20 protein-coding genes are annotated in these 23,091 nt (G+C 43.9%); 17 read left to right on the top strand and 3 right to left on the bottom strand.

Going from position 1 to position 23,091, the window contains the following annotated elements; translation table 11 throughout:
* The first annotated feature begins 97 nt into the window (after nt 1–97).
* The 5 genes from M1L62_RS28075 to M1L62_RS28055 are packed head-to-tail and all read left to right on the top strand — an operon-like array spanning nt 98 to nt 2,574.
* Entirely contained in the window at nt 98–445 is a 348-nt protein-coding gene (locus M1L62_RS28075; protein WP_254562963.1) for a type II toxin-antitoxin system RelE/ParE family toxin, read from the top strand.
* A complete protein-coding gene (locus M1L62_RS28070) occupies nt 429–731 on the top strand; it encodes a helix-turn-helix domain-containing protein (RefSeq protein WP_254562962.1) in 303 nt (100 codons plus the stop codon). Before M1L62_RS28075 ends, M1L62_RS28070 begins: the two co-directional genes overlap by 17 nt.
* A 38-nt stretch (nt 732–769) precedes the next feature.
* Nucleotides 770–1,231 (top strand): pyridoxamine 5'-phosphate oxidase family protein, encoded by a 462-nt coding sequence (locus tag M1L62_RS28065; protein WP_254562961.1) that lies wholly within the window; start codon nt 770–772, stop codon nt 1,229–1,231.
* A gap of 10 nt (nt 1,232–1,241) precedes the next feature.
* Nucleotides 1,242–1,955 carry a hypothetical protein gene (locus tag M1L62_RS28060; protein ID WP_254562960.1) on the top strand — a complete coding sequence of 238 codons (714 nt, stop codon included), beginning with the start codon at nt 1,242–1,244 and terminating at the stop codon, nt 1,953–1,955.
* Nucleotides 1,956–1,977: 22 nt separating this feature from the next.
* The gene (locus M1L62_RS28055; protein WP_254562959.1) at nt 1,978–2,574 is read left to right on the top strand and encodes a HEAT repeat domain-containing protein; all 597 of its coding nucleotides are present in this window, start codon (nt 1,978–1,980) and stop codon (nt 2,572–2,574) included.
* On the opposite strand, the gene M1L62_RS28050 is transcribed toward M1L62_RS28055, so the two are convergent.
* Both M1L62_RS28050 and M1L62_RS28045 read right to left on the bottom strand, forming a co-directional pair.
* On the bottom strand, nt 2,575–4,542 hold the full coding sequence (locus tag M1L62_RS28050; RefSeq protein ID WP_254562958.1) for a cytochrome c peroxidase: 1,968 nt from the start codon (nt 4,540–4,542) through the stop codon (nt 2,575–2,577).
* 93 nt (nt 4,543–4,635) lie between these two features.
* A complete protein-coding gene (locus M1L62_RS28045) occupies nt 4,636–6,114 on the bottom strand; it encodes a hypothetical protein (protein ID WP_254562957.1) in 1,479 nt (492 codons plus the stop codon).
* A 138-nt stretch (nt 6,115–6,252) separates the two neighbouring features.
* Between M1L62_RS28045 and M1L62_RS28040 the strand changes: the two genes are divergently transcribed.
* Both M1L62_RS28040 and M1L62_RS28035 read left to right on the top strand, forming a co-directional pair.
* Nucleotides 6,253–7,056 carry an AraC family transcriptional regulator gene (locus M1L62_RS28040; protein WP_254562956.1) on the top strand — a complete coding sequence of 268 codons (804 nt, stop codon included), beginning with the start codon at nt 6,253–6,255 and terminating at the stop codon, nt 7,054–7,056.
* 58 nt (nt 7,057–7,114) lie between these two features.
* Entirely contained in the window at nt 7,115–7,642 is a 528-nt protein-coding gene (locus M1L62_RS28035) for a dihydrofolate reductase family protein (protein ID WP_254562955.1), read from the top strand.
* A 1-nt stretch (nt 7,643) separates the two neighbouring features.
* Here the strand turns inward: M1L62_RS28035 and porQ are convergent, their stop codons facing one another.
* Nucleotides 7,644–8,663, bottom strand: coding sequence for a type IX secretion system protein PorQ (gene porQ, locus M1L62_RS28030; RefSeq protein ID WP_254562954.1), 1,020 nt, complete (start codon nt 8,661–8,663; stop codon nt 7,644–7,646).
* A 122-nt stretch (nt 8,664–8,785) separates the two neighbouring features.
* Here porQ and M1L62_RS28025 point away from each other — a divergent pair, with 122 nt between their 5' ends.
* The 10 genes from M1L62_RS28025 to rbp all read left to right on the top strand — a co-directional run bounded on the left by M1L62_RS28025 (nt 8,786) and on the right by rbp (nt 23,001).
* The gene (locus M1L62_RS28025; protein WP_254562953.1) at nt 8,786–10,345 is read left to right on the top strand and encodes an acyl-CoA carboxylase subunit beta; all 1,560 of its coding nucleotides are present in this window, start codon (nt 8,786–8,788) and stop codon (nt 10,343–10,345) included.
* Nucleotides 10,346–10,614: 269 nt separating this feature from the next.
* Nucleotides 10,615–11,487, top strand: a complete 873-nt coding sequence (locus M1L62_RS28020; RefSeq protein ID WP_254562952.1) for a cytochrome c — start codon at nt 10,615–10,617, stop codon at nt 11,485–11,487.
* Between the two features lie 100 nt (nt 11,488–11,587).
* Nucleotides 11,588–12,592, top strand: coding sequence for a ScyD/ScyE family protein (locus M1L62_RS28015; RefSeq protein WP_254562951.1), 1,005 nt, complete (start codon nt 11,588–11,590; stop codon nt 12,590–12,592).
* A 299-nt stretch (nt 12,593–12,891) separates the two neighbouring features.
* A complete protein-coding gene (locus M1L62_RS28010; protein ID WP_254562950.1) occupies nt 12,892–14,529 on the top strand; it encodes an aminopeptidase P family protein in 1,638 nt (545 codons plus the stop codon).
* A gap of 304 nt (nt 14,530–14,833) precedes the next feature.
* Nucleotides 14,834–15,784 carry a DUF2167 domain-containing protein gene (locus M1L62_RS28005; RefSeq protein ID WP_254562949.1) on the top strand — a complete coding sequence of 317 codons (951 nt, stop codon included), beginning with the start codon at nt 14,834–14,836 and terminating at the stop codon, nt 15,782–15,784.
* A 95-nt stretch (nt 15,785–15,879) separates the two neighbouring features.
* Nucleotides 15,880–16,383: a rhomboid family intramembrane serine protease gene (locus tag M1L62_RS28000; protein ID WP_254562948.1), complete on the top strand. Its 504-nt coding sequence runs from the start codon at nt 15,880–15,882 to the stop codon at nt 16,381–16,383.
* A gap of 274 nt (nt 16,384–16,657) precedes the next feature.
* The gene (locus tag M1L62_RS27995) at nt 16,658–17,932 is read left to right on the top strand and encodes a Gfo/Idh/MocA family oxidoreductase (protein ID WP_254562947.1); all 1,275 of its coding nucleotides are present in this window, start codon (nt 16,658–16,660) and stop codon (nt 17,930–17,932) included.
* 82 nt (nt 17,933–18,014) lie between these two features.
* A complete protein-coding gene (locus M1L62_RS27990; protein WP_254562946.1) occupies nt 18,015–21,464 on the top strand; it encodes a DUF1080 domain-containing protein in 3,450 nt (1,149 codons plus the stop codon).
* A 145-nt stretch (nt 21,465–21,609) separates the two neighbouring features.
* Nucleotides 21,610–22,443 carry an SMP-30/gluconolactonase/LRE family protein gene (locus M1L62_RS27985; protein ID WP_254562945.1) on the top strand — a complete coding sequence of 278 codons (834 nt, stop codon included), beginning with the start codon at nt 21,610–21,612 and terminating at the stop codon, nt 22,441–22,443.
* Nucleotides 22,444–22,488: 45 nt separating this feature from the next.
* Nucleotides 22,489–23,001: an RNA-binding regulator gene (rbp, locus tag M1L62_RS27980; RefSeq protein WP_254562944.1), complete on the top strand. Its 513-nt coding sequence runs from the start codon at nt 22,489–22,491 to the stop codon at nt 22,999–23,001.
* Nucleotides 23,002–23,091: the final 90 nt, after the last annotated feature.

The following is a 23,091-nucleotide window of genomic DNA, read 5'->3' as shown; positions in this document are numbered from 1 at the left end:
CCTAATCAGCCAATAAACGTCTGATAAACAGCGGGTAATTAATCAATCATCGATTACCCACTGTTTCACTTTCGGACAACTTTCCTTATCTTTGCTGGTGAAAGAACAACCTAAATATCGAACGGTAATTTTCTATAAAGATTATTTCAGAAAATTCTTTGCAAAGCAACGGGATAAAGTACAGAACAAAATTGTCTGGACCTTAACGTTAATCGAAGAAGTTCAATCCATTCCTGAAACATATCTCAAACATATTGAGAGTACAACCGGGTTATTTGAAATCAGAGTGCAGCAGGGCAGCGATATATTCAGGATATTTTGCTTTTTCGACGAGGGAAATCTGGTTGTTTTAATGAACGGATTTCAAAAGAAAACGCAAAAAACACCGGCCAAAGAAATTGAAAAGGCACTTAGGGTAAAATATGAGTATGAAAACGAAAAATAACACGATATCGCTGAGCCAGTTTAAAGACGAGCACTACGGGAAGTCAGGCACATCCAAACGGGATGACCTTGAAGCCGGGTACGAAAGTTTCAAAATCGGTGCGTTAATTCACGAAGCCCGGTTACAAAAAGGCCTGACCCAGGACCAGCTAGCCGCAAAAGTGGGTACAACCAAATCGTATATTTCAAAGATCGAAAACAATGTCAAGGAAGTCCGTTTCTCCACTTTACAGAGAATAGTTGAACTCGGTCTGGATGGACAATTACAACTTTCGATCAAGCTCTGATGAGCCATTGCATTTGATACTATATTTTCGTTTTCGACATGCTTACCCCGGAAATCAAACAATACATCGACAAAAGTGTGTTATGCTGGCTCGCAACTTCCGGCCATGACAACATGCCCAATGTCTCTCCGAAAGAAATGTTCACATACCTGGGAGATAACACATTTCTGATTGCCCATCTAGCTTCCCCCAACAGCATTGCCAATATTCTGGAAAACCCGTTGGTTTGTGTCAGTTTCGTAGATATTTTTATTCAGAAAGGTTTCAAAATAAAGGGAACTGCATCGCTGTCTTTCAAAAGTGATCCGGATTTTGACGTTTTCCTGAAACCCATTACCGACCGTTTTAGTGACAAATTCCCCGTCAAAGCAGTAATTCGTATTAACGTGGAAAAGGCAGAGCACATCAGCGCACCAAGCTATTTCCTGTTCCCGGAAACAACCACGGAAGAAAGCCAGATCGGCAGTGCGATGAAAACTTATCGGGTGCGGCCGGTGTAAAATTTAATTTGTGGAGTCTCACGATATTAAAACGAACCTAACAATAGGTAAAAATATCTTTGAAAATATCCCTGTCGATATCCAGCCAGGATGGAGTGGGCTTGTCCTGTCCCGTTTTGATCATCATGTAAATTCTGTTCCATCCTCAATTAAGGCATTGCATCAGATAATTGATAATCAAACAAGATGGAAAGAAGCGCACGCTCAGTTCAACAGAATACGCAAATTTAACCTCGCCAATCCGAATTATGTTTCAAATTGTTATCTGAGGCTGGCTGAACAGGTAGCGAAAGTAACATATAATGCCTCGGGAGACCCCGCTCCTTTTGATATGGACAGCGGATGGTATATTCCCTCAATTGCACTGAAATTGGCTGCCGGTTTTGAAGACGATGTATTGGAAGAAGAAGTAAAATCAACGGTTTTAATCTTTAACCGAAACAAAAAGATGAGAAAATATCCTGGTTCGGCAAAAGACTTTTTATTGTACAAAAAAATTGATGACATCCTGTGGTTTGACTGGGATCCACTAGGTATCAATGGCTTTGCTCCCCGGGATGAATATCAAAGTTATGTACCTCAGATTTTACGACTAAAAATTGCAGATGCACCGTTACAACAAATTGCAGATCTGCTTTTTAAATTAGAAAAAGATGTGATTTCTATGGGAAAAGGATCGGTTCATTGTTACCAGGTAGCAGAAAAGATTAAAAACATTACTTGATAAAATTGTTATCATATTCAATATGCAACAAATCCTCTCCCACCTAACCCAAACCGAACACGGCTTCAAGCATATCATCGCTGCCGGGGATGATATGCTTGGGGACAATAGTCTCAATCATTTCGATGTAGCCCAACAGCTTATCAAGCACGAAACGTACCAGGGCAGAATGTTGGGAACGTATTTACTGGGTGACATGGCTGCCCGTAATCCTTCTGCGTTTGATGTGTTGAAAACAACCGTTTCACGAGATGATAACTGGCGGGTTCAGGAGATGCTTGCGAAGGCATTTGATCGGTATGCCAAAACAATGGGTTACGAAGAAGCATTACCAGCAATTGCCAACTGGCTTTCAGACAGCAATCCCAATGTCGTAAGAGCCGTTATCGAAGGGTTGCGAATTTGGACAAGCCGTCCTTACTTCAAAGAAAATCCCGCGGTTGCCGTAAGCCTGATCAGTCAGCATAGCGCTCATGAAAGCGAATACGTCAGAAAATCTGTTGGCAATGCACTCCGGGATATCCGACGAAAGTATTCTGATATTGTCAAACAGGAAACCAGGAACTGGGACATTGCCGATCCCCGGGTTCTATTTACACACAAACTCGTATACAAGTAATTACATAACCTTCATAAAAGCCACCAAAGCCTTTTTCTCCCGATCTGTCAGATCCAGTTTATCAAATGGTAATGTCTGGTTTTCCAGATTAAAACCAAGACCATTGCCTCCACCCTTGTTATAAAAATCGACAACCTCTTCCAAAGTTTTAAAAACACCGTTGTGCATGTAAGGTGCTGTCTGGGAAATATGTCTTACGGTTGGCGTTTTGAAAGCATAACGATGCGGCTCGCGTTTGGTAAGGATAAACTTGCCAACATCGGAATCAACTTCCTTGCCNGTTTTAAAAACACCGTTGTGCATGTAAGGTGCTGTCTGGGAAATATGTCTTACGGTTGGCGTTTTGAAAGCATAACGATGCGGCTCGCGTTTGGTAAGGATAAACTTGCCAACATCGGAATCAACTTCCTTGCCTTCAACCGTTGCAGGTGTGCCCAGTACTTCGCTTTCGGTTTCCTGATAAGCCGGCGGAACAGTGCCATTGAACAGTGGAAAAAAGTGGCAGGTAGCACATTTCCCTTTCCCCATGAATACATTAAATCCAAATTTCTCCTCAATCGTCAGCGTCCGATCATCACCACGAAAATATCCGTCCAGTCTGGAATCGAAGGTATTCAGAGAACGGATATAACTGGCTATGGCATTTTTAAGCGTATGTTCCGTGATACCATCTTTGTACGAGCCGGCAAACAATTTCTGATATTCAGGAAGTTCTTTTAATGCTTTCACCGCCTCGGGTAGCGAGCCGTGCATCTCCTGCTGATTTTGGATAACGTCACTGGCCTGATCTTCCAGAAAAGCAACGCGGGAATCAGCAAATTGAACCGCCTGAAAAGCTGCATTCAAAAGTGTAGGCGCATTCCGGTTGATCCTTTTACCATCAAAACCGACAGCAAAACTCTTCGTTTCCCCATCCGTAAATGCCTTATCAGGCTGGTGACAGGTGGCACAGGTTCTATCACCATTGCCAGACAAAACCGGATTAAAAAACAACATTTTCCCCAATGCAATACGATCGGCAGTGGAATGCTGCTCGTCAAGATTTACAAAATAGTCAGGATTGAAAACACCTGAATCAGTTAACGTCCTGGCGGATGGTGACAGCAATCGATTTTCAGTAAAAACCGGGATTTTTAGTGATTTTTGGGCATCAAGCAACAAACCGCTTATGGTATTGGCATGCTGACGAATAAATTCCAGACGGTCAAATCCGTTAAAATCGTCCGCCTGTTTCAGCTTGTTAATGGCCAGATCAAACGCCTGCGTGAGTTTCTGCGCGAGGTTATCATCACGCTCCTGCAAATCGTAATGCGCCAGTTGGTCCCTTACACTTTCCAGAGAACCGGCCGCTTCCGGCAAGGAATGAAACGCAACCGGCGAATCAAAGCCGGTAATCCCCTGCGATACAATGCGAAAAATTTCCAGACGCATCGCGTCAAAAACGTGACTATCCGTAAGTTCATTACCTGCTGATATTTTCCGAAGGCGATTGACATTCGATCGGATCACCGCTGCCAGCTCTATCGCTTCCGCATGCCCTGCCGAATCAATTTCCGGAAAAACCAGCTCTTCCAAAACCTGAAATCCCTGCGGCGGATTAACCCGGAGATCATCATCAACTTCGGGAATGTTGGGACCATTAAGCGCCTTGGTGGTTTCCGGGCTGTAATAGGCGGAAATAAATTCAACACGCTTATAAGCCAGTCGGGCTTCACGAAATGACGATTGAATGGCCGACGCAGATTTGTTTGCCTTTAAGTCGCGCTGCAACTGGCTCACGGCACTATCCAACCCGTCAATGTCCTTCATAAACGTTTGCTTCACAACTTGAACAGGCAGCGTATCCGGTTTTGAACAGGACCAGAATAAACCACTCGTCATCAGAACCAGGGAAGACAAGGTTAACCACAACATATTTTTCCGTCCGGACGGGCGGATAATGGCACTTGATTTTTGCTCAAAAAACATAACAGTATGGACGCAGAAAAGCGGATTATAAATTCATGCAAAAAACGCCTGACAGGAATTTTGCTCCCATCAGGCGTTTTGTAAAGAGTTAAATTAACGAGGTAACCCTTCGATCAGGATCAGCTGACTGGCCTGGTCTTCCGACTTACGAACCGAACCGCCGTCAACACCCTTATATTTGGCGCCTCTCCACGTATGTGCCTGTATGCCCAGCATGAATGTATTCGGACGGCCTGTTACATCAGACACGTCGATCATACCACTGCTTTCCCATGAACCCAGCTTTGAAGTACCGCCAACGTTGTATTTTGCTGCATCAGCTTCTGTTCTGCGGTGATCGATTTCAATAACCGGCGTTAACTGTCTTGTATTCAGGTTAAACTGATAAACATAACCATCGTGTTTCTCATCACCATATCCATTCGGATCTTCCATGATGTACACATAATTTGTTGTAACACAAACGTTATCAGGATCCTGGAATGTTTTAGCGATACCCGTACGATCATCACCATCCAGCAAAACTTCAAGTTTACCTTTTGTCGGATCTTTTTCGTCCATTACCAAACGATAAACGCGGCCATATTTTGAACGCGAATAATCTGCATTAGCGCCGGAGTTATCCTGGCCAGTTACGGCGAAAATCACCTCGCGACCGTTCGCACCACCACCTTTACGGTAATCAACGTCTTCAACGCGACCAAATTTCATACCTTTTAAGTCATTTACTTTTGCGTTGATCTGCGCTCCCGTCAATGTTTTATGGTTCTCGATTTTGGCAAATTCAATATCATAAATTGAACCCACTTTCATATCCATTTCCTTCTGATTGTTGTCAGCGCGTTTCAGCATGTACAATGAGCCATTGTCAAGATCACCAACCGTGTTCGAAACATACATGGCCAGCTGACCGCCGTTTACATCCGAATCATCATCTCCGATCATGATAATCGTCTTTCCAGGAAACGCTGTTTTTGGCAGAGGAAGCGCATTCTCTGCACTCCAGCGACCAAGTCCTGCCATCTCACGGGAGATATTGGCCTGGCTTACATTGGCATCAACTTTCAATGCATGCGTACGTGACTCTTGTCCGCTTTCACCCGAAGTAAGGAAAACCGGCCCAAAACCATGTTCCAGCGGCGTAGCAAGCGTTGCCGAACACAAACGCCAGGTTCCACCATCTGAATTCAATACGTATTCTCCCTTTACCGGCTTGAAAGTTTTGTCCAATGTGATGCGGGAAACCGCGAAGTTATCTTCATTGTTCACAAGAATCGTGTAATTTCCGTCAGGATTCTGGAAAAGACCGGCTCCATCGGCAGAACCACCGAAAACGAAACTTGGCGATTGTTCCAACACATCATCACTGCTTAGCAACGAGTACATTTTAACGCTGCTCGCACCGATGCGGCCGTTTGTAGCACCCGGCAGCAATTTTGCCAGAACAGGCGTCACCGAACGGTTTGTTACTGTAATGTCAGGACTATCAGACATACGATGGTCCTCACAGCCTGCCAGCAAAAGCAGACTCAAAAGAGAAGAAGATGATAGTAAAAGTTTTTTGCTCAACATGGTCATGGTGTTTGAATAATTTCTACAAAGAAACCTTTTTGCCATGTGTTGAATATGAAGCCATTGTTACCAGATTATTAAAATTAAAATGAGATTAAAAGCTGATTAACAAATTATTAAAGTAAAGTATCTTTGTTTATGCAGACAAGAATCCATACACCCTCGGAACCTGTCGAAAGCCGGGCAATCGATTTTATTTGGCACACACACGCTGAGCATCAGCAAATAAATTCTATCACTTTGCCGTATCTGAAACATGAAATCATTTTCAATTTCGGCGATCATTTTTCTGTCAATCAGCATCATGTAAAAGACGCTGTTTTTTTATCCGGTATGGGCCCCGGCCCGATATCCACGAGTGTTTCAGGTACGTACCACACGCTCGGGCTTATGCTGGCACCCGCGACTTTTTACAGAAGATACGGAATCCCGGTAGCCGATATCAGTATAACTGAAAATCTGACTGATGTGCTGGGAAAAGATTTTGCATACTTATGTGAGCAAATTGGCGACGAAAAGTTACCCGATCACAAAATATCGCTGGCAAAAACATATTTTTCTCCCCGGCATTTTAAGAAAGAAATACCCGCATCCATTCTCAATTTCATCGATAACGCCCATGCCGAATTTATTCAAAAAGGAAGTTTAAAAGCAGCAGCAAAAAAGGCCGGTATCACTGCAAAACACTTTATCAATACTTTCAAGAATATTTACGGGTGCACACCGCACCGCTACCTTCAGCTCCTGTTCTTCAATCAGTCGATCCGGGCATTGGTACACGATCAGGATTCAAAAGCATGTATAAACGGCTTTTACGATCAGTCTCATTTTGCAAAAATATTCCGGCAATTTTCCGGACTGACGGTTAAAGAATACAGGATGGCTCTTTCGGATAACCTCGTTGTGCCAAATTTCGCCAATACCATTTTGCAGCGAGGTTAATTTCATCCTATCTTTTGCGAGCGGCACCGTTTTATTTTGCAGTTCATTAATAAACAATATGGAACGGAAAGTAATTTTATACATCGCTGCGAGCATTGACGGCTATATTGCCACACCGGATGACAACCTCGATTTTCTTTCCACCGTCGAACAGGAAGGCGAGGATTATGGATATTCGGAATTTGTAAAAACCGTTGACACCGTCATCGTGGGCAGGAAAACGTATGACAAAGTCCTCAATATGGGCTACGATTTCCCTCATGCCGACAAGGAAAGTTACATCATCACCCGAACGCCAAAACCTCCCATTGGCAATATTCAGTTTTATATCGGAAGCCTGAGCGAACTGTTGACAAAGCTAAAAAACCAGCCTGGCAAAAATATTTTTATCGACGGAGGTGCTGAAATTGTCAACCTGCTCATGAAGGACAACCTCATTGATCAGTTTTGTATTTCTGTAATCCCGGTATTTCTCGGTGAAGGTATCCGATTATTTAATGACGGGAGACCGCCATTGTCTTTGAAGTTTATTAAATCGCAATCCTTTGCGTCCGGGCTTGTACAAACCTGGTATGAAAAACAATGATTTATTGCTGAACCGGCTTTTTTAGATTCATCACAAGGGATAGAGAGCTGCTGCCAAAACCGGGCGTGTATTGTGCCCGGCCATAACTGATCTCAAATCGTTTGACGCGGAGCCAGGCACCAAAGGAAAATCCTGCGAGTGCGCCGCCATCGTTCAACCGAAGTTCCTGCCTGCGCAGGTGGTCATAACCTAGCAGTATCCGGAACTGTTTATGGATCAGCAGCTCGGCGCCCAGCGAAACATGGCGTCCCAGTTTCTCGGCAATGCCTACTTTCCGGGGAATTCGGGTACCGCTTAAATCGTATGTAAAAAACAGGTTCGGATCATTGTAAACCATATCAAAACGGTTCAGATGATGAATGGTTGCCGAAAATCGGATGGGCATGTATTTGGGCTTGAATGTCGTTCCAACCCGAAGGTCCACCGGCAAAATCGGCTCATTAGCCCCGACAAAATTCTGCTTTAAAAACCCGAGATTCTTAACGACAAAACCAATGGTAAAATCTTCCTTTGGATGTTTAAAAACGCCTCCCCAGTCGACAGCCAAACCCCATACATGATAAGATTCAATGGATGAGCCCGCCACTTTCACAGTGCCGCCAAGCGAAAAAGCACCGATGGTTTGGCCGTAACCCACAGATAAGCCATAATCTGCCGCCCTGAATTCCCCGATCACATTGCCTATGTCATCGGTTTCGGTCATGTTGCCATAATTTAGATACTGCAATCCCACACCCCAGGTTCCGCCCGTGCGTTTTACGCCATTGGCATAGGCAAGATTTAAAAATTTGGTATCGGCCAGATAAGGCATCAGATTCGAAGAGACCTGATCTTCCTTCGTAGAATCCAGGAGCGCAGGATTTTGTAAAAACAGTGCAGGATCGCTGCCCGAAATCGTCATATGATTTGCTCCCAGGGCTGTACTTTTTGCCTGTGCAGGGAGTTGCAGGAAATTAAGTCCGCTTCTTCCGCCGGTTGTTTGTGCGATAATTCTTACCTGCAAAAGGCTAAAAATCATCATCAAAAAAGTAAAGCGCGTACCATTCTGCCTCATAGAAATGCAAAAATTTCCCGATTCCGTTAAAATGACATTATATTTATGAATCTGTTCAAAAACAAATGTAACTATATCGTCCGTATTACATGGAATCAAGATTTGCCGCGACTTCGAAAAAAGACCTTTTAGATAAAAAAAATGCAGAAGCTGACCTTGGAGGCGGTGAAAAAAGGATTAAAACCCAACATGCAAAAGGAAAACTTACGGCGCGCGAACGAGTTTTGATTTTACTGGACGAAGGTTCTTTTGAAGAGATTGGCAAGTTTGTCATGCACAGAAGCCGTGATTTCGGGCTGGACAAAGAACATTATCTCGGCGACGGTGTCGTGACAGGATATGGAACCATCAACGGAAGACTGGTTTACGTTTTTGCACAGGATTTTACGGTTTTCGGCGGTTCGCTTTCGGAAACTCATGCCGAAAAAATCTGCAAGATCATGGACCTGGCGATGAAAAACGGGGCTCCTGTGATCGGATTAAATGATTCTGGAGGCGCTCGTATTCAGGAAGGTGTGCTTTCCCTGGCGGGTTATGCCGATATCTTTTACAAAAACACGCTGGCTTCCGGCGTTATTCCGCAAATTTCAGCCATTATGGGCCCCTGCGCCGGTGGTGCGGTATATTCGCCTGCCATTACAGATTTTATTCTGATGGTAGAAAACAGCAGTTATATGTTTGTGACCGGGCCTAACGTGGTCAAAACGGTTACACATGAAGACGTGACTTCGGAGGAATTGGGGGGAGCCATGACGCATGCCACCAAATCCGGTGTGACACATTTTGTGGCCGCCAATGAAGTTGAGTGTCTGTTATACATCAAAAAACTGCTGAGTTATCTTCCGCAAAACTGTGAAGATGATGCGCCCCGCCTGCCCTATCAGGCCGAAAATGAGTCCAGGCCGGTGCTCAATACGATCATTCCCGACAATCCGAACCAGCCCTATGATATCCGCGAGGTTATTGAAGCCCTGGCAGATACCGAAACTTTCTTTGAAGTACATAAAAATTTCGGAGAAAATATAGTCGTCGGTTTTGCACGCATTGCCGGCAGAAGCATCGGCATCGTAGCCAATCAGCCTGCTGTACTGGCCGGCGTTCTTGACATTAATGCAAGTCAGAAAGCGGCGCGGTTTGTCCGGTTTTGCGATTGTTTCAATATCCCCCTTCTCGTTCTGGAAGATGTTCCGGGATTTCTTCCGGGAACCGATCAGGAGTGGAATGGCATCATCACAAACGGAGCTAAGTTACTTTTTGCGTTTTGCGAAGCGACGGTTCCCCGCATCACGGTGATCACCCGCAAGGCTTATGGCGGCGCCTATGATGTGATGAATTCCAAACACATCGGCGCTGATATGAATTTTGCCTGGCCAACAGCGGAAATCGCAGTGATGGGCGCCAGTGGTGCGGCAGAAATTATCTTCAAGAGGGAAATTGCCGAAGCGGAAAATCCTGCGGAAAAATTACAGGAGAAAATAGAAGAGTACACCCGGAAATTCGCGAACCCTTATCGCGCAGCGCACCGGGGTTATATCGACGAAGTTATTTATCCGGAACAAACCAGAGAAAAACTGATCCGCGCCTTTGCGATGCTGGAAAACAAAGTAGCAACGCTGCCAAGAAAAAAGCACGGTAACATTCCTTTATAAATCACTTTTTAACGGTTATTCAATAATCCAGCTGTGCCCTGTTTGTACTTTTCAGAGTTATCTGATAAGTAAAAACAGGGCACAACCGTTTACTCAAAACCGTCACCACTTAATCAAATTCAGTTGACTGATTATCAGACATATATTAACTTAGAAGTAAGTTAACTCTGCTACGTTATTTTCTCATTAAGTCGTTATGGTACCTGCAAACACTTTGTGAAGACCATGCAAGGTGCCACGCCATTGATTTACATTTAACGTGTACAGCTATGATCAGAAAACTACTTAAATGGACCGGTATCACATTGGGTGGTATTTTGGTCCTGCTCGGGATTGTTTATCTCTATGTTTATTACAGCACAGAAGCCCGCGCCGACAAAGTGTATGAAACAAAACTTCAAAAAATAACCATCCCGGATGATAGCCTCTCCCGCTCTAAAGGAGAACATATCGCCGAAATTCGCGGCTGCAAGGGATGTCACGGACATGATCTTTCCGGTGGACGTGCTTTCGCTGACGAGCAATCACCCATCGGCATCCTGTATAGCGCCAACATTACTTCCGGCAAAGGTGGTATCCAATACGCCGACGAAGACTGGATACGCGCGCTCCGCCACGGTCTCGGAAAAGATAACCGTTCGCTGTGGTTTATGCCTTCCCATGAAATTTATCAGATTTCGAACCAGGATATGGCCTGTCTGATCAGTTTTGTAAAAAGCCGTCCGCCGGTTGACAAAGCCAATCATCAAAAATCCCTGAAACCACTGGGCCGGATATTGACATTTTTGGGCGAATTTCCGCTTTTCCCGGCTGAAAAAATTGATCACAACGCCGTTTATCCCGATGTTGTGACGGCCGATACAACCCCGAAATATGGCGAATACCTGGCTTTAACCTGTAAGGGATGCCACGGCGACAATTTTAAAGGGGCACCAGCCCATAACCCGGACGAACCACCGATTCCCAATATAAGCTCGACGGCCAATCCTGGAAAATGGACAGAAGCCGATTTTATCAAGACCTTACGAACCGGCAAAACGCCCGAGGGCCGGCAGCTGAGTGACGCGATGCCCTGGAAGGAACTTACCTATACGGACAATGAATTAAAAGCCGTGTATGCCTATCTGCATCAGCTTCCTTAATGACCGAATAATAACAAAATCAGGCAGTTACGAAAAGAAATGAATTTGTTTATTAATATCGTATAGTACTTTGTTTATCAACGATATAAATATTACCATTATGAAAACTTCATTTCTATTAAAACTCACTCTTTTGCTGCTCTTTTTTATCGCCGGTTGCACCGATCACGCAATTATCGAAGATCCTAGACAATTCAAATCCGACGAATTTTCGAGTGGTCTTCTGGCGCCGCTGGGCATAACCCAGGGAGCAAACAACTATCTGTGGGTGACAGAACAGGGAACCGGGCAGGGAAATTCGGGAAGAGTTTCGGTCATTACGCCTGACGGAAAAACCTGGCCTGCCATTACAGGTTTCAAATCCGACATCAGTCCCGAGCAAACACCGAGCGGCCTTACCCATTTGAGCTACAAAGACGGAAAACTTTACATTCTGCACGGCGTATTGGGCAAATTATTTATTGCCGATGTGTCTAACTTCAAACCGGGTGTGACGCCTGCGATCGATGCTTCGTCTTTGCCTAATGAAACAATTAACTTGTTTGTGCTAGGATCAGCTTTTAAAGTCCACAAGCATGAATCCAACATTTATAACCTGACCTGGGGACCCAACGGCGATCTTTACATAACAGATGCTGCTGCCAACGCAATCGTAAAACGCAAGCCGGACAAGTCTCTGGCTATTTTTGCCGAATTTCCTCCATACGATAACCAGGGACAAAAAATTGACTTTGTGCCAACAGGCATTGTTTATGACGGGACCAAGTTTCTGGTATCGTCTCTCAGCGGATTCCCCTTCCTTCCGGGGCTGGCAACCATTCAGCAGGTTGATAAAACCGGAAATGTATCTCTTTATAAAAGCGGATTTACAACACTCGTTGACATTGTGCTAACCCCGACCAACAACCCGTTGGTATTATCATTCGCACAATTTTCGTTTACGCCAACACCCGGTTTCGTGCCTAATTCCGGTAAAATTTCCAACGGAGACGGAACCACGATACTGGACGGCATCATGATGGCAACCGATATCGAACGTACCGACGACAAAACCTACGTTGTGTTATCCATGGCGCAGGGGAAAATTTTCAAGCTGACTTATTAACAAAAATTACAACCAGATTAAGCGGGACATTCTTTTAGATGTCCCGCTTTTTCATACCCTTTGGACACGTGCCGCATAACTGTTGTCTCCCGAATTCATCGAAAACACGAACCTAATTATTAATAATAAGCACACCATAACAATTGACCATTCCTCTCAAAACATTGAAACGTTTGATCTAAGGGAACATTTAAGTATTTTCGAAGTAGTGCTTTCTCACAACACAGAGTCGTTTGCAGAAGGCGACAACATCTTTAATAATTTACACATCAATCAATTAACTGTAACCAAGCCAGAATTTGAAAAATTTTTTAGCCAGAAAAAATGCGGTAAAAGGACTTTTGTCGCTTTCGTCAGTAACGATTTTGATAGGAAACTGCCTCGCACAACTACCCACACCAACGGATTATCTGAGCAAAGATTTCCATAAAGGACGCCGGGAAGCGTTGAGAGCTTTACTGCCCTCTAACTCTGTGATGGCGGTTTTTGCGTTTCCAACAAGGAATTTTTCCAATGACGTGGATTATAAGTATCACGCCAATCCCGACCTGTATTATTTCAGCGGTTATACCGAGCCAAATGCAGTGTTACTTATTTTTAAAGAAGCGCAAAAAGACTCTGCCAACCGGTCATTCAACGAGCTGTTTTTTGTACAGAAAAAAGATGCGCTGCGTGAACAATGGACTGGCAAAAGACTCGGTATTGAAGGGGTTAAAGCAATGGGATTCTCACATGTTTACAACGCCGAAGATTTCGATCGTTATGCACCCAACCTGTCTGGTTTCGACAAAGTAATTTTTGAATTCCCTCAGGATGTTTCGGACAAAATCACACAGTCCGATGACGTTCACGATCTGATCAACAGTTTCAGAAAAAAATCAGCCATGCCGGATGATTTCGACGACGAAGTGATGGCAGATATCATGTCCATATCCCAATATCCGATGCTGCTGGGCTCCATTCCACGGCTGACACAATATTACAAGGATCTGGCAGAAGACAGTGAAAGGTATAAAAGAAATCCGTTCATCAAGAAGGTGATCCAGTTGAAAGACTCCACAGAAGCAAAAACATGGCTCAAAGAAATGGATAACACCAAATGGGACCCTGCGCTTTACAGTCTGTATACCAAACAGTTGAGACAGATCAAAACCAATGAAGAACTTGGATTGATGCGTAAGTCTATCAATATTTCTGCACTTGCGCACAACGAGGCCATGAAGGCTGTAAAACCGGGGATGTCGGAACTGGAATTGCAGGGCGTTCAGGAGTTTATCCATAAGAAACTGGGTGCCGAATATGTCGGTTATCCATCCATTGTCGGGGCGGGGGCCAATGGATGTGTGCTGCATTATATTGAAAATAACGTAACCAGTGTTGGAAATAAAATGGTGCTGATGGATGTCGGCGCCGAATATCACGGTTATTCTGCTGATGTGACGAGGACTTTCCCGGCCAATGGCAAATTCACTGCCGAGCAAAAACAGATTTATGATATAGTTTACGAAGCGCAGGAAGCTGTTTTTAAAATTTGTAAGGAAGGAACAAGTTTTCAGGAAATTGAAAAAACAGCGCGGGACGTTGTAGCGAAAGGCCTAGTGAAACTTGGAATCTTGAAAGACGAAAAAGAAAGCAGGTTGTATTATCCCCACGGCTGTTCCCATTTCCTTGGTCTGGACGTGCACGACAAAGGCATTTATTCGACGCTCAAAGAAAACATGATTATCACCGTAGAACCCGGGATATACATTCCTGAAAACAGCAATTGCGACAAAAAATGGTGGGGAATTGCTGTTCGTATCGAAGATGACGTGCTCATTAAAAAAGACAGTTACGAAAACCTCTCCCACCTCGCACCCAGGAAATCAGAAGATGTAGAAAAGATGTCGGCCCAGAAGAGTTTTGTTGATGATCTGAAGGTTGAGTTGAAGAATTAAAATAACAAATTTCAAAAACAGAAAGCCGAAAATATTTGCAAGATTTTCGGCTTTTCTGTTTAACGCTACTAGGTTTTATTGTCTTTGAAACTCAGCACAATAACAATCTATTAATCAGCTATTTGATCTAGCAAATTGTAACCAATAGCTACTTTTATAGTAAAACGTTCAAGATTACAACAGCTAATTTTCCATAATTCCCGTCTCCAATGTGTCTGTTATAGATTTTTTGAAACTTAATTTTTTCCTTAATATTACTGCAAACCCATAAAAATCCTCATCTATCAACTCCCTTTCACCTCTTATGAGAAAGCTATTACTGTACTTCATTTTGTTGTTTTTGACCCATTCATCATTTTCACAAAACACTGACACCAGTTTAGTTGCGCAAGAAAAAGCCCTTCAAAAAATTCTAGACCGCGATAAAGAAATTAAATATCAAACCGGTAATGTTGAAGTTAATGCTGACGTTAAGCTTTCTGTTCCGTCTGGGTATAAATTTATGCCTCAAAAAGATGCTGAATTTGTCGTTTTCGATTTTTGGGGAAATCCCAGACAAGATGGCTTGTTGGGTATGATTGTAAAAGATGATTACTCAATCGCCGATCCGAATAAGTGGGCATTTATTATAACTTATGACAATTCAGGATTTGTGAAAGACGAAGACGCAGCAGATATCGATTATGATGAAATGATGGAAAGTCTGCAAAGCGAAGAGGAGGAAGGAAACAAAGAGAGGGCAAAAGAAGGTTATGAGGCAATTCATATGCTGGGTTGGGCAGCCAAGCCATATTATGATCAAAAAAACAATATTCTACATTGGGCCAAATCCATCAAATTTGGTGAAAGTGCAGATACAACCCTCAATTATGACGTGAGAATCCTGGGTAGAAAAGGTGTATTAAGCTTAAACGCCGTGGGAACAATTGATCAGATTGCCGACATCAAAAGCCATATCCCGGATATTATTCACATCGCAAAATTCAAGGACGGAAGTAAGTATACCGATTTCGATCCCGAAGTGGATAAGGTTGCTGCATATACCATCGGCGGACTCGTAGCAGGTAAATTGCTGGCGAAAGCGGGACTGCTTGCACTTTTACTAAAAAATATAAAGCTTGTTCTTCTGGCCATCGGACTAGCATTTGGCGGTCTTAAAAACAAAATTGCTGCGCTCTTTAGCGGAAAGAAAAAACCAGAAGAAGAAGCGGTTACAAATACAGATAATACTGACACTGAAACATCTGAAAGTTGATAACATTTGGAATAATCGCCCTGAGTGTCATCCTTTCTTTATTCTGCTTTTCTAATAAAGAAAGTTTCGACAAGTTATGCCTTGCTCCCGAAAAAATGGCAAAGGACAAGACTCAAATGTATCGGTTCATATCGCATGCATTTATCCATGGAGACGTGGGGCACCTCATTTTCAACATGCTGACCCTCTTTTTCTTTGGGAGAGAAGTTGAAAATGGAATATTGTCACCCGCCGAATACATTGTGTTTTACTTGACAGCAATACTATTTGCGAGTTTACCATCTTATCAGCAAAACAAGGACAACCCAAATTATTCGGCAGTTGGCGCAAGTGGGGCCATTTCTGCGGTAATGTTTGCGCTGGTTTTGTTTTCTCCCTGGTCTGTGATTTACATAAAGTTCATCATACCTGTTTACTTCATATTATTCGCTATGGGTTATCTCGGATATTCCTATTATCAAAGCAAACATAGCACCAGCAATGTCGCTCATGATGTGCATCTTTGGGGCGCACTTTTTGGTGTGGCATATATGTTCATTTTCCATCCGTCAAGCCTACGTACTTTTTTGGATCAAATTAGTAATGCCCCCTTTTTGTAATCCACAGGATAGGAAACAATCAGTTAAAAGCTGCAACCCTGAGAACCCGGTTGCAGCTTTTACTTTATGTTATATGCGCAAATCCAGCCCGTAGTTTTTGACAAAGCGCTGAAACCTCCCAAGACAATTGTCGGATAAGAAGTTAAACTGAAATATTATCCCGAATCGCGGAACTCCTTTTGCTACATTCTAAATAATGTCATAATTTCACACGTATTTAATAATATTATTTACAATCCTATACTTTTCAAATTCCTAAATTATCCCTTAACTAATGAAAGAAAAGAAAGGCACTTCTTCGTCCAGGCGTAACTTTATTAAAGGTTCGCTGGCGACGCTCGCCACATTTTCCATCGTACCCCGCCATGTATTAGGCAAAGGCTTTATTGCTCCCAGCGACCAGCTTACCAAAGCCATTGTGGGCGTAGGCTCCATGGGGCGCGGCCACATTCCCTATGCCGGCACCAAAGTAGTAGCACTTTGCGATGTTGATAAAACCCACCTTCAGAAGGCCGTTGATCTGGTTGACAAAGGCGTAAAAACTTTTTCAGACTACCGCGAATTAATCCAATTACCCGAAGTTGATATCGTTCACGTAGCTACGCCTCCACATTGGCACGGGATCATCGCAGCCGACGCTGCACGTGCTGGGAAAGACGTCTGGTGTGAAAAACCAATGACACGGACCATCGGTGAAGGAAAACGTTTGGTTGAAGCAGTTCAGCAGCACGGAAGAATTTTCCGTCTGAATACCTGGTTCCGTTTTGAAGATAATTTTTATGGTATGAAAACAACCGTGAAACCAATCAAGAAATTGGTTCAGAGCGGATTGTTAGGCTGGCCGTTGAAAGTGACGGTGAGCAAACATACCGGTTTTGACTGGAAATTTTACTGGGTTGGAAAAACGGTTAATGAACCTCAGCCTGTTCCGGCCGAACTTGACTACGATATGTGGCTCGGGCCGGCACCTTACAAACCATACAGCGCACACCGCGTACACCAGACTTTCCGTGGCTATTGGGATTATGATGGCGGCGGACTGGGTGATATGGGACAACATTACATTGACCCGATCCAGTATTTCCTTGGCAAAGATGACACTAGTCCGGTAAGTGTGGAGGTGGATGCCCCACAGCAGCATACGGAAGCCGTTGGCACGTGGAGACGCATTACATATACTTATGCAGATGGTTGCCAGATCGTACTGGATGGCGAGGCAAAGGACGAAAACGTCGCTTATATTGAAGGACCAAAAGGCAAACTATATCCAAACTTCCGTTCGGATATCCCGGATCTTGAAAAGAAACTGGCTGCCTTCCCGGATCCTGAACCACAGGTTACCGATTTTGTTGAAGCGGTAAAAAGCCGTCAGAAATTTGCATTGAATGAAGAAAACGGACACCGTTCCTGTACGTTGGTCAACATGGGACTGATCGCGCTACGTTTGGGCCGGTCGTTGAAATTCGATCCTGTGAAGCAGGAATTTATCGACGATGAAGGTGCAAACCGTCTGATCGACCAGCCTATGCGTGGTCCATGGACAATGTAAATAGTATGAAAGCAGAAACCTCCCGACCTGGTAAAAGATGTGGAGAAAAATGCGAAACCGTTTCATTCATTTAAAACAAATCATGAAAAAAATTATATATGCGCTGCTTGCCTGCTGTATGCTGAATACGGGCGCAATGGCTCAATTGGATAAAAACAGGACCCTATCAACCCGGATCGCCGATTTGTTGGCGCAGCTTCCGGCTGATAATGCAACACAGTTAAAGAAAAGCATGGATGAACTGGCCGAACTTGGAAAACCAGGTCTGGTTCAGATTGCGACGATGCTGGCAGCCCCGGGCAAAGGAGACGATAGCAAAGTGCAATATGCTTTGGGTGGTTTTACTTATTATTCCGCACAGGCTGGAAAAGAAGCATGGCGTAAAACAGCCGCCGAAGCCTATGTTGAGGCTTTGTCAAAAGTGGAGGCTTCGGAAAGTAAGCAGTTTTTGATTTACCAGCTGCAAACAATTGGTAAAGACGAAGCGGTTCCGACATTAGCAACATTTTTGACTGACGAAAAATTATCAGGACCTGCCGCCAGAACGTTGGCAAGAATCGGATCGGAAGCTGCCGGAAAGGCATTATTGCAAGGTTTGGCCAATGCAAAAGGCAATCCGCAAATCTCGATTACGGAAGCATTGGGCGCAAGTCGCTATAAAGATGCCGCCTCAGCCATTGAAAAAACAGCTGTAAGCGAAACGCTTAACCTGCGTAAAGTAAGTTTATTCGCGCTTTCTGAAATCGGCGTTCCTTCTTCGGAAACGATATTAGCCGCTGCTGCAAAAAAAGCAAATTATGGTTATGATGAAGCCAATTCCACTGCCGCTTATCTGAATTATCTGTCGCGTTTGTCTTTAACAGGCAATGCACCGATTGCAGAAAAAGCGACGCTGACACTTACAACCTCTTTGGTTGATCCAAAACAGACCGATGCGCGTTCGGCTGCTTTGAAAATTTATGCAGACAGCAAAAAACGTGAAAGTGTTCCTGTTTTGGTAAAAGCACTGGAAAGTACTGATGCTGAGTATCGTGCTGCGGCATTGAAACTGGGACAAAAATACACGATGGCAGACGGCACTACGCCTTGGTTGAATGCTTTGAAAAAAGTAAAGCCGGAAGTTCAGTCTGAGATCATCTACATGTTGGGACGTACCGAGTCGAAAGACGCTTTGCCGGCCGTAACCAAATCTTTGTTATCGAAAGATCCAAAAGTAAAAACCGCGGCGATCTGGGCCGCCGGAAAAATCGGTGGGGAAAGCAGCCTGCCTGCATTACTTCCCATCTTGAAAAAAGGAACTGCTGACGAAATAAAAGCCGTTAAAAATACGCTTTTGACTTTGAAAGGAAATACTGTGGTTGATCAGCTTGCTGCGGCATTGCCGGCTTTACCTGCAACTGCACAACCGGCTGTCATTGATGTGCTGGCCGCAAGAGCTGCCAGTTCTAAAATGAGTACTGTTTCGGCATTACTGACCAGTGCAAATCCGGAAGTGAAAACGGCAGCTTTCAGCGCATTAAAATCATTGGCTACTTCAAATGACCTGCCTCAGTTGTTCACACTTTTGAACTCAGTAAACAGTGCTGACGAAGTTTCTGCTGTTCAGAAAGCGGTTATAACCGGTGTGAAAGGTTCAGGCAATGCCTCTGCTCAGAGCGACCTTATCCTGAAACAAATCACTGCTTCTCCTGCCGACAAACAATCGCGTTATCTTGCGGTTTTGGCTAGTATCGGTGGTGCCAAAGCTTTAACTTCTGTTGTTTCTTCTTACAATTCTGGCGATGCGGTTTCTAAAAAAGCAGCCATCGCTGCACTTTCCAACTGGACGGATGCAAGCGCTGCTAACGAACTTTTAGCGATCGCCAAAAAATCAAGCGACAGCGAAGATTTCAATCTTGCGTTAACGGGTTATGTGTCAGGCATTACAAAATCGCCGAAAACGCCGGTTAATAAAGTTTTGATGCTGCACAATGCGCTTGATATCGCTAAAACCGATGCACAGAAAGAACTGATCCTGAAAGAATTGCCGAAATATAAAACCTTTGGTTCCTTACTTTTAGCCGGTAAATATCTTGACGCAACCGGTGCTGTTCAGCAAGCTGCGGCTCAGGCTGTGATGAGTGTTGGCCTGGCTAATAAAAATTTCACGGGTGAAGAAGTTCGTTCACTTCTGACAAAAACTTCATCGGTTTTAAAAGGACAGGATGCTGAATACCAGAAAGAATCGATCCGTAAGCACTTGTCTGAGATGCAGGCGGGAGACGGATTTGTTTCGTTGTTCAACGGAAAAGATCTTTCAGGCTGGAAAGGTCTGGTTGAAAATCCGATAGCACGCGGTAAAATGAGCGCCGATACTTTGGCATTTAAACAGAAAAAAGCGGACGAAGTGATGCGTTCGGGCTGGGCTGCTAAAAACGGCGAGCTGGTTTTCTCAGGTCATGGCGATAACCTTTGTACTGTAAAACAATACGGAGATTTTGAAATGTTTGTAGACTGGAAAATTGAGTCAAAAGGTGATGCGGGAATTTATCTTCGCGGAACGCCGCAGGTTCAAATCTGGGATACTTCGCGTGTGGAAGTTGGTGCGCAGGTGGGTTCGGGAGGTTTGTATAACAATGCAAAAAATCCTAAAAACCCGACCAAACTTGCTGACAACGCCATCGGCGACTGGAATAATTTCCACATTACCATGATCGGCGACCGTGTGACTGTGGAGTTAAACGGGGAAAAAGTAGTTGATAACGTAATTCTTGAAAACTACTGGGACCGTAAATTGCCAATTTTTGTAAAAGAACAACTGGAATTGCAGGCACACGGAAACATCATTTATTACCGTGATATCTATGTTCGCGAAATCCCTCGTCCGGAACCGTTTGTTCTTTCAGAAGAAGAAAAGAAAGAAGGTTACAAAATCCTTTTCGACGGCACCAACATGCACGAATGGACCGGCAATACCACGGATTACACAAGTCAAAATGGTGAAATGGTATTGAATCCTCACGGCGGCGGAAAAGGCAATCTTTATTCAAAAGACGAGTACAGCGACTTCGTTTTCCGTTTTGAATTCCAACTTACGCCTGGTGCGAACAACGGACTAGGAATTCGTACACCGCTGGAAGGCGACGCTGCTTATGTCGGAACGGAGATTCAGATTCTGGATAACGATGCTGACATTTATAAGGATTTGAAAGAGTATCAGTATCACGGTTCAGCATACGGGATTATTCCTGCAAAACGCGGATATCTGAAACCTTTGGGCGAATGGAACTACGAAGAGGTTTATCTGAAAGGTTCTAAAATCAAGGTAACCTTGAACGGAACAGTGATCACCGAAGGGGATCTTGCGGAAGCAAGCAAAAACGGAACCGCAGACCACCGTGAACATCCGGGCTTGAAAAATACCTCGGGGCATCTTGGTTTCCTTGGACACGGTTCTCCGCTGAAATTCAGAAATATCCGCATCAAAGACTTGACGAAAGTCGTAGAAGAGCCTGTTACTACGGGCAAGAAAAAAGCCAAAAAGAAGAAGTAACGCTACTTTTGCAAAAAATTTAAAAAAGTTCGGTCAGAAACGACCGGACTTTTTTTGTATTTTTTTATTTAGCTTTGGTATAACAAATTTATGTTCAGTTAATATTCCTATCTATTTCTTAAAAGCTAACCAAAACAAAGGCCGGATGAAAACCAAAAACATTTTATTAACTGCATTACTAGCCACTTCTGCTGCTTTGACCGCGCAGGCTCAAAATACCTTGACACAAATCTGGGCAACAGAAGCCACGATTCCCGTGCCAGAGTCTGTGTTTTACAGTGCAACAGATAAACTGCTGTATGTAGCTCAAATTGACGGAAAATCTGGCGAAAAGGATGGAAAAGGAGCGATTGGAAAAGTAGGGCTGGACGGGAAAATCATTGATCTAAACTGGGTATCGGGACTTAATGCGCCAAAAGGAATGGGCAAATTAGGCTCTAAATTTTATGTTGCGGACGTTACAGACATCGTAGAAATTGACTTCAAAACCGGAAAAATTCTTCAAAAGTATCCGGTCGAAGGAGCTAAATTTTTAAATGACCTGACCATTGATGCGAAGGGAAACATTTACGTGTCTGACTCCGATCTTCATAAAGTTCATTTGTTGAAAGACGGTAAAATTTCTACGTATTACGAAACACTGACGCGCCCGAACGGGTTACTGGCGGTTGGCTCGGATTTGCTGATCCTCGACAGCGGATCATTGATCAGACTGGATGCCAGCAAAAAAGCAACGACCATTGCCGAAGGCATGGAAAAGAGCACAGACGGCATCGAACAGGTAAAACCAGGTGAATATATTGTGTCTTCCTGGGCAGGTGCTGTTTATTATGTAAAATCGGACGGATCGAAAGAACTGATACTGGATACACGGCCTGCAACGAGCAATACAGCAGATATCGGCTATGATCCGGTTAAAAAGATTGTATATGTACCAACATTTTTCAAAAATAGTGTGGTAGCATATCAGTTAAAATAAATATATTTAACAGAACAAAACAAAATTAAAAAAACAGGCATTTCTATGGACATTTTTGTTGGGAGTCTTTCTTTTAAGTTAAAAGAAAGCGAGTTGCGTGAAGCTTTTGAGAAATTTGGTGAAGTAAGCTCCGCAAAAATTATTATTGACAAAATTACACGTCAAAGCAAAGGGTTTGGGTTTGTAGAAATGCCTGATGAGGAACAGGCTAAACTAGCCATAAGTGAGTTGAACGGGGTTGAAATGTACGGTAGACCTTTAGTAGTTAACGAATCGCAGAAAAAAGAAAGAACGTCGGGTGATCAGCCAAGAACGAGTAGCGGAGGAGGCGACAGAAGTTCCAGCTTTGGAAGAAACAAGCCTGCCGGTGGTGGATACAGTGGAGGCGGTGGAGGATATAGCGGTGGTGGAAACAGCGGTGGCGGAGGTTACGGCGGTGGCAGCGGCGGATATGGAGGAAAACCTAAATCTGATTATGGCCGCGGCGGCAGAGATGGAGATTACAAAAAAGGCGGCGGCTCTAAAAGAGGTGATTCCAGAGACAGAGATGACTGGTGATAATTGAAAATACGACCAATTTCTGAAATTATATTTTTAACATAAGACAGGCCATGAAGTTCGCCTCATGGCCTGTCTTATGTTGGGCGT

Origin of the sequence: Dyadobacter diqingensis (assembly GCF_024220585.1) — a bacterium.
In the GTDB taxonomy this organism is placed as follows: Bacteria; Bacteroidota; Bacteroidia; order Cytophagales; family Spirosomataceae; genus Dyadobacter; species Dyadobacter diqingensis.
Note: the sequence above shows the minus strand (reverse complement) of the source record. Positions and strands in the feature narration are given on the sequence as shown.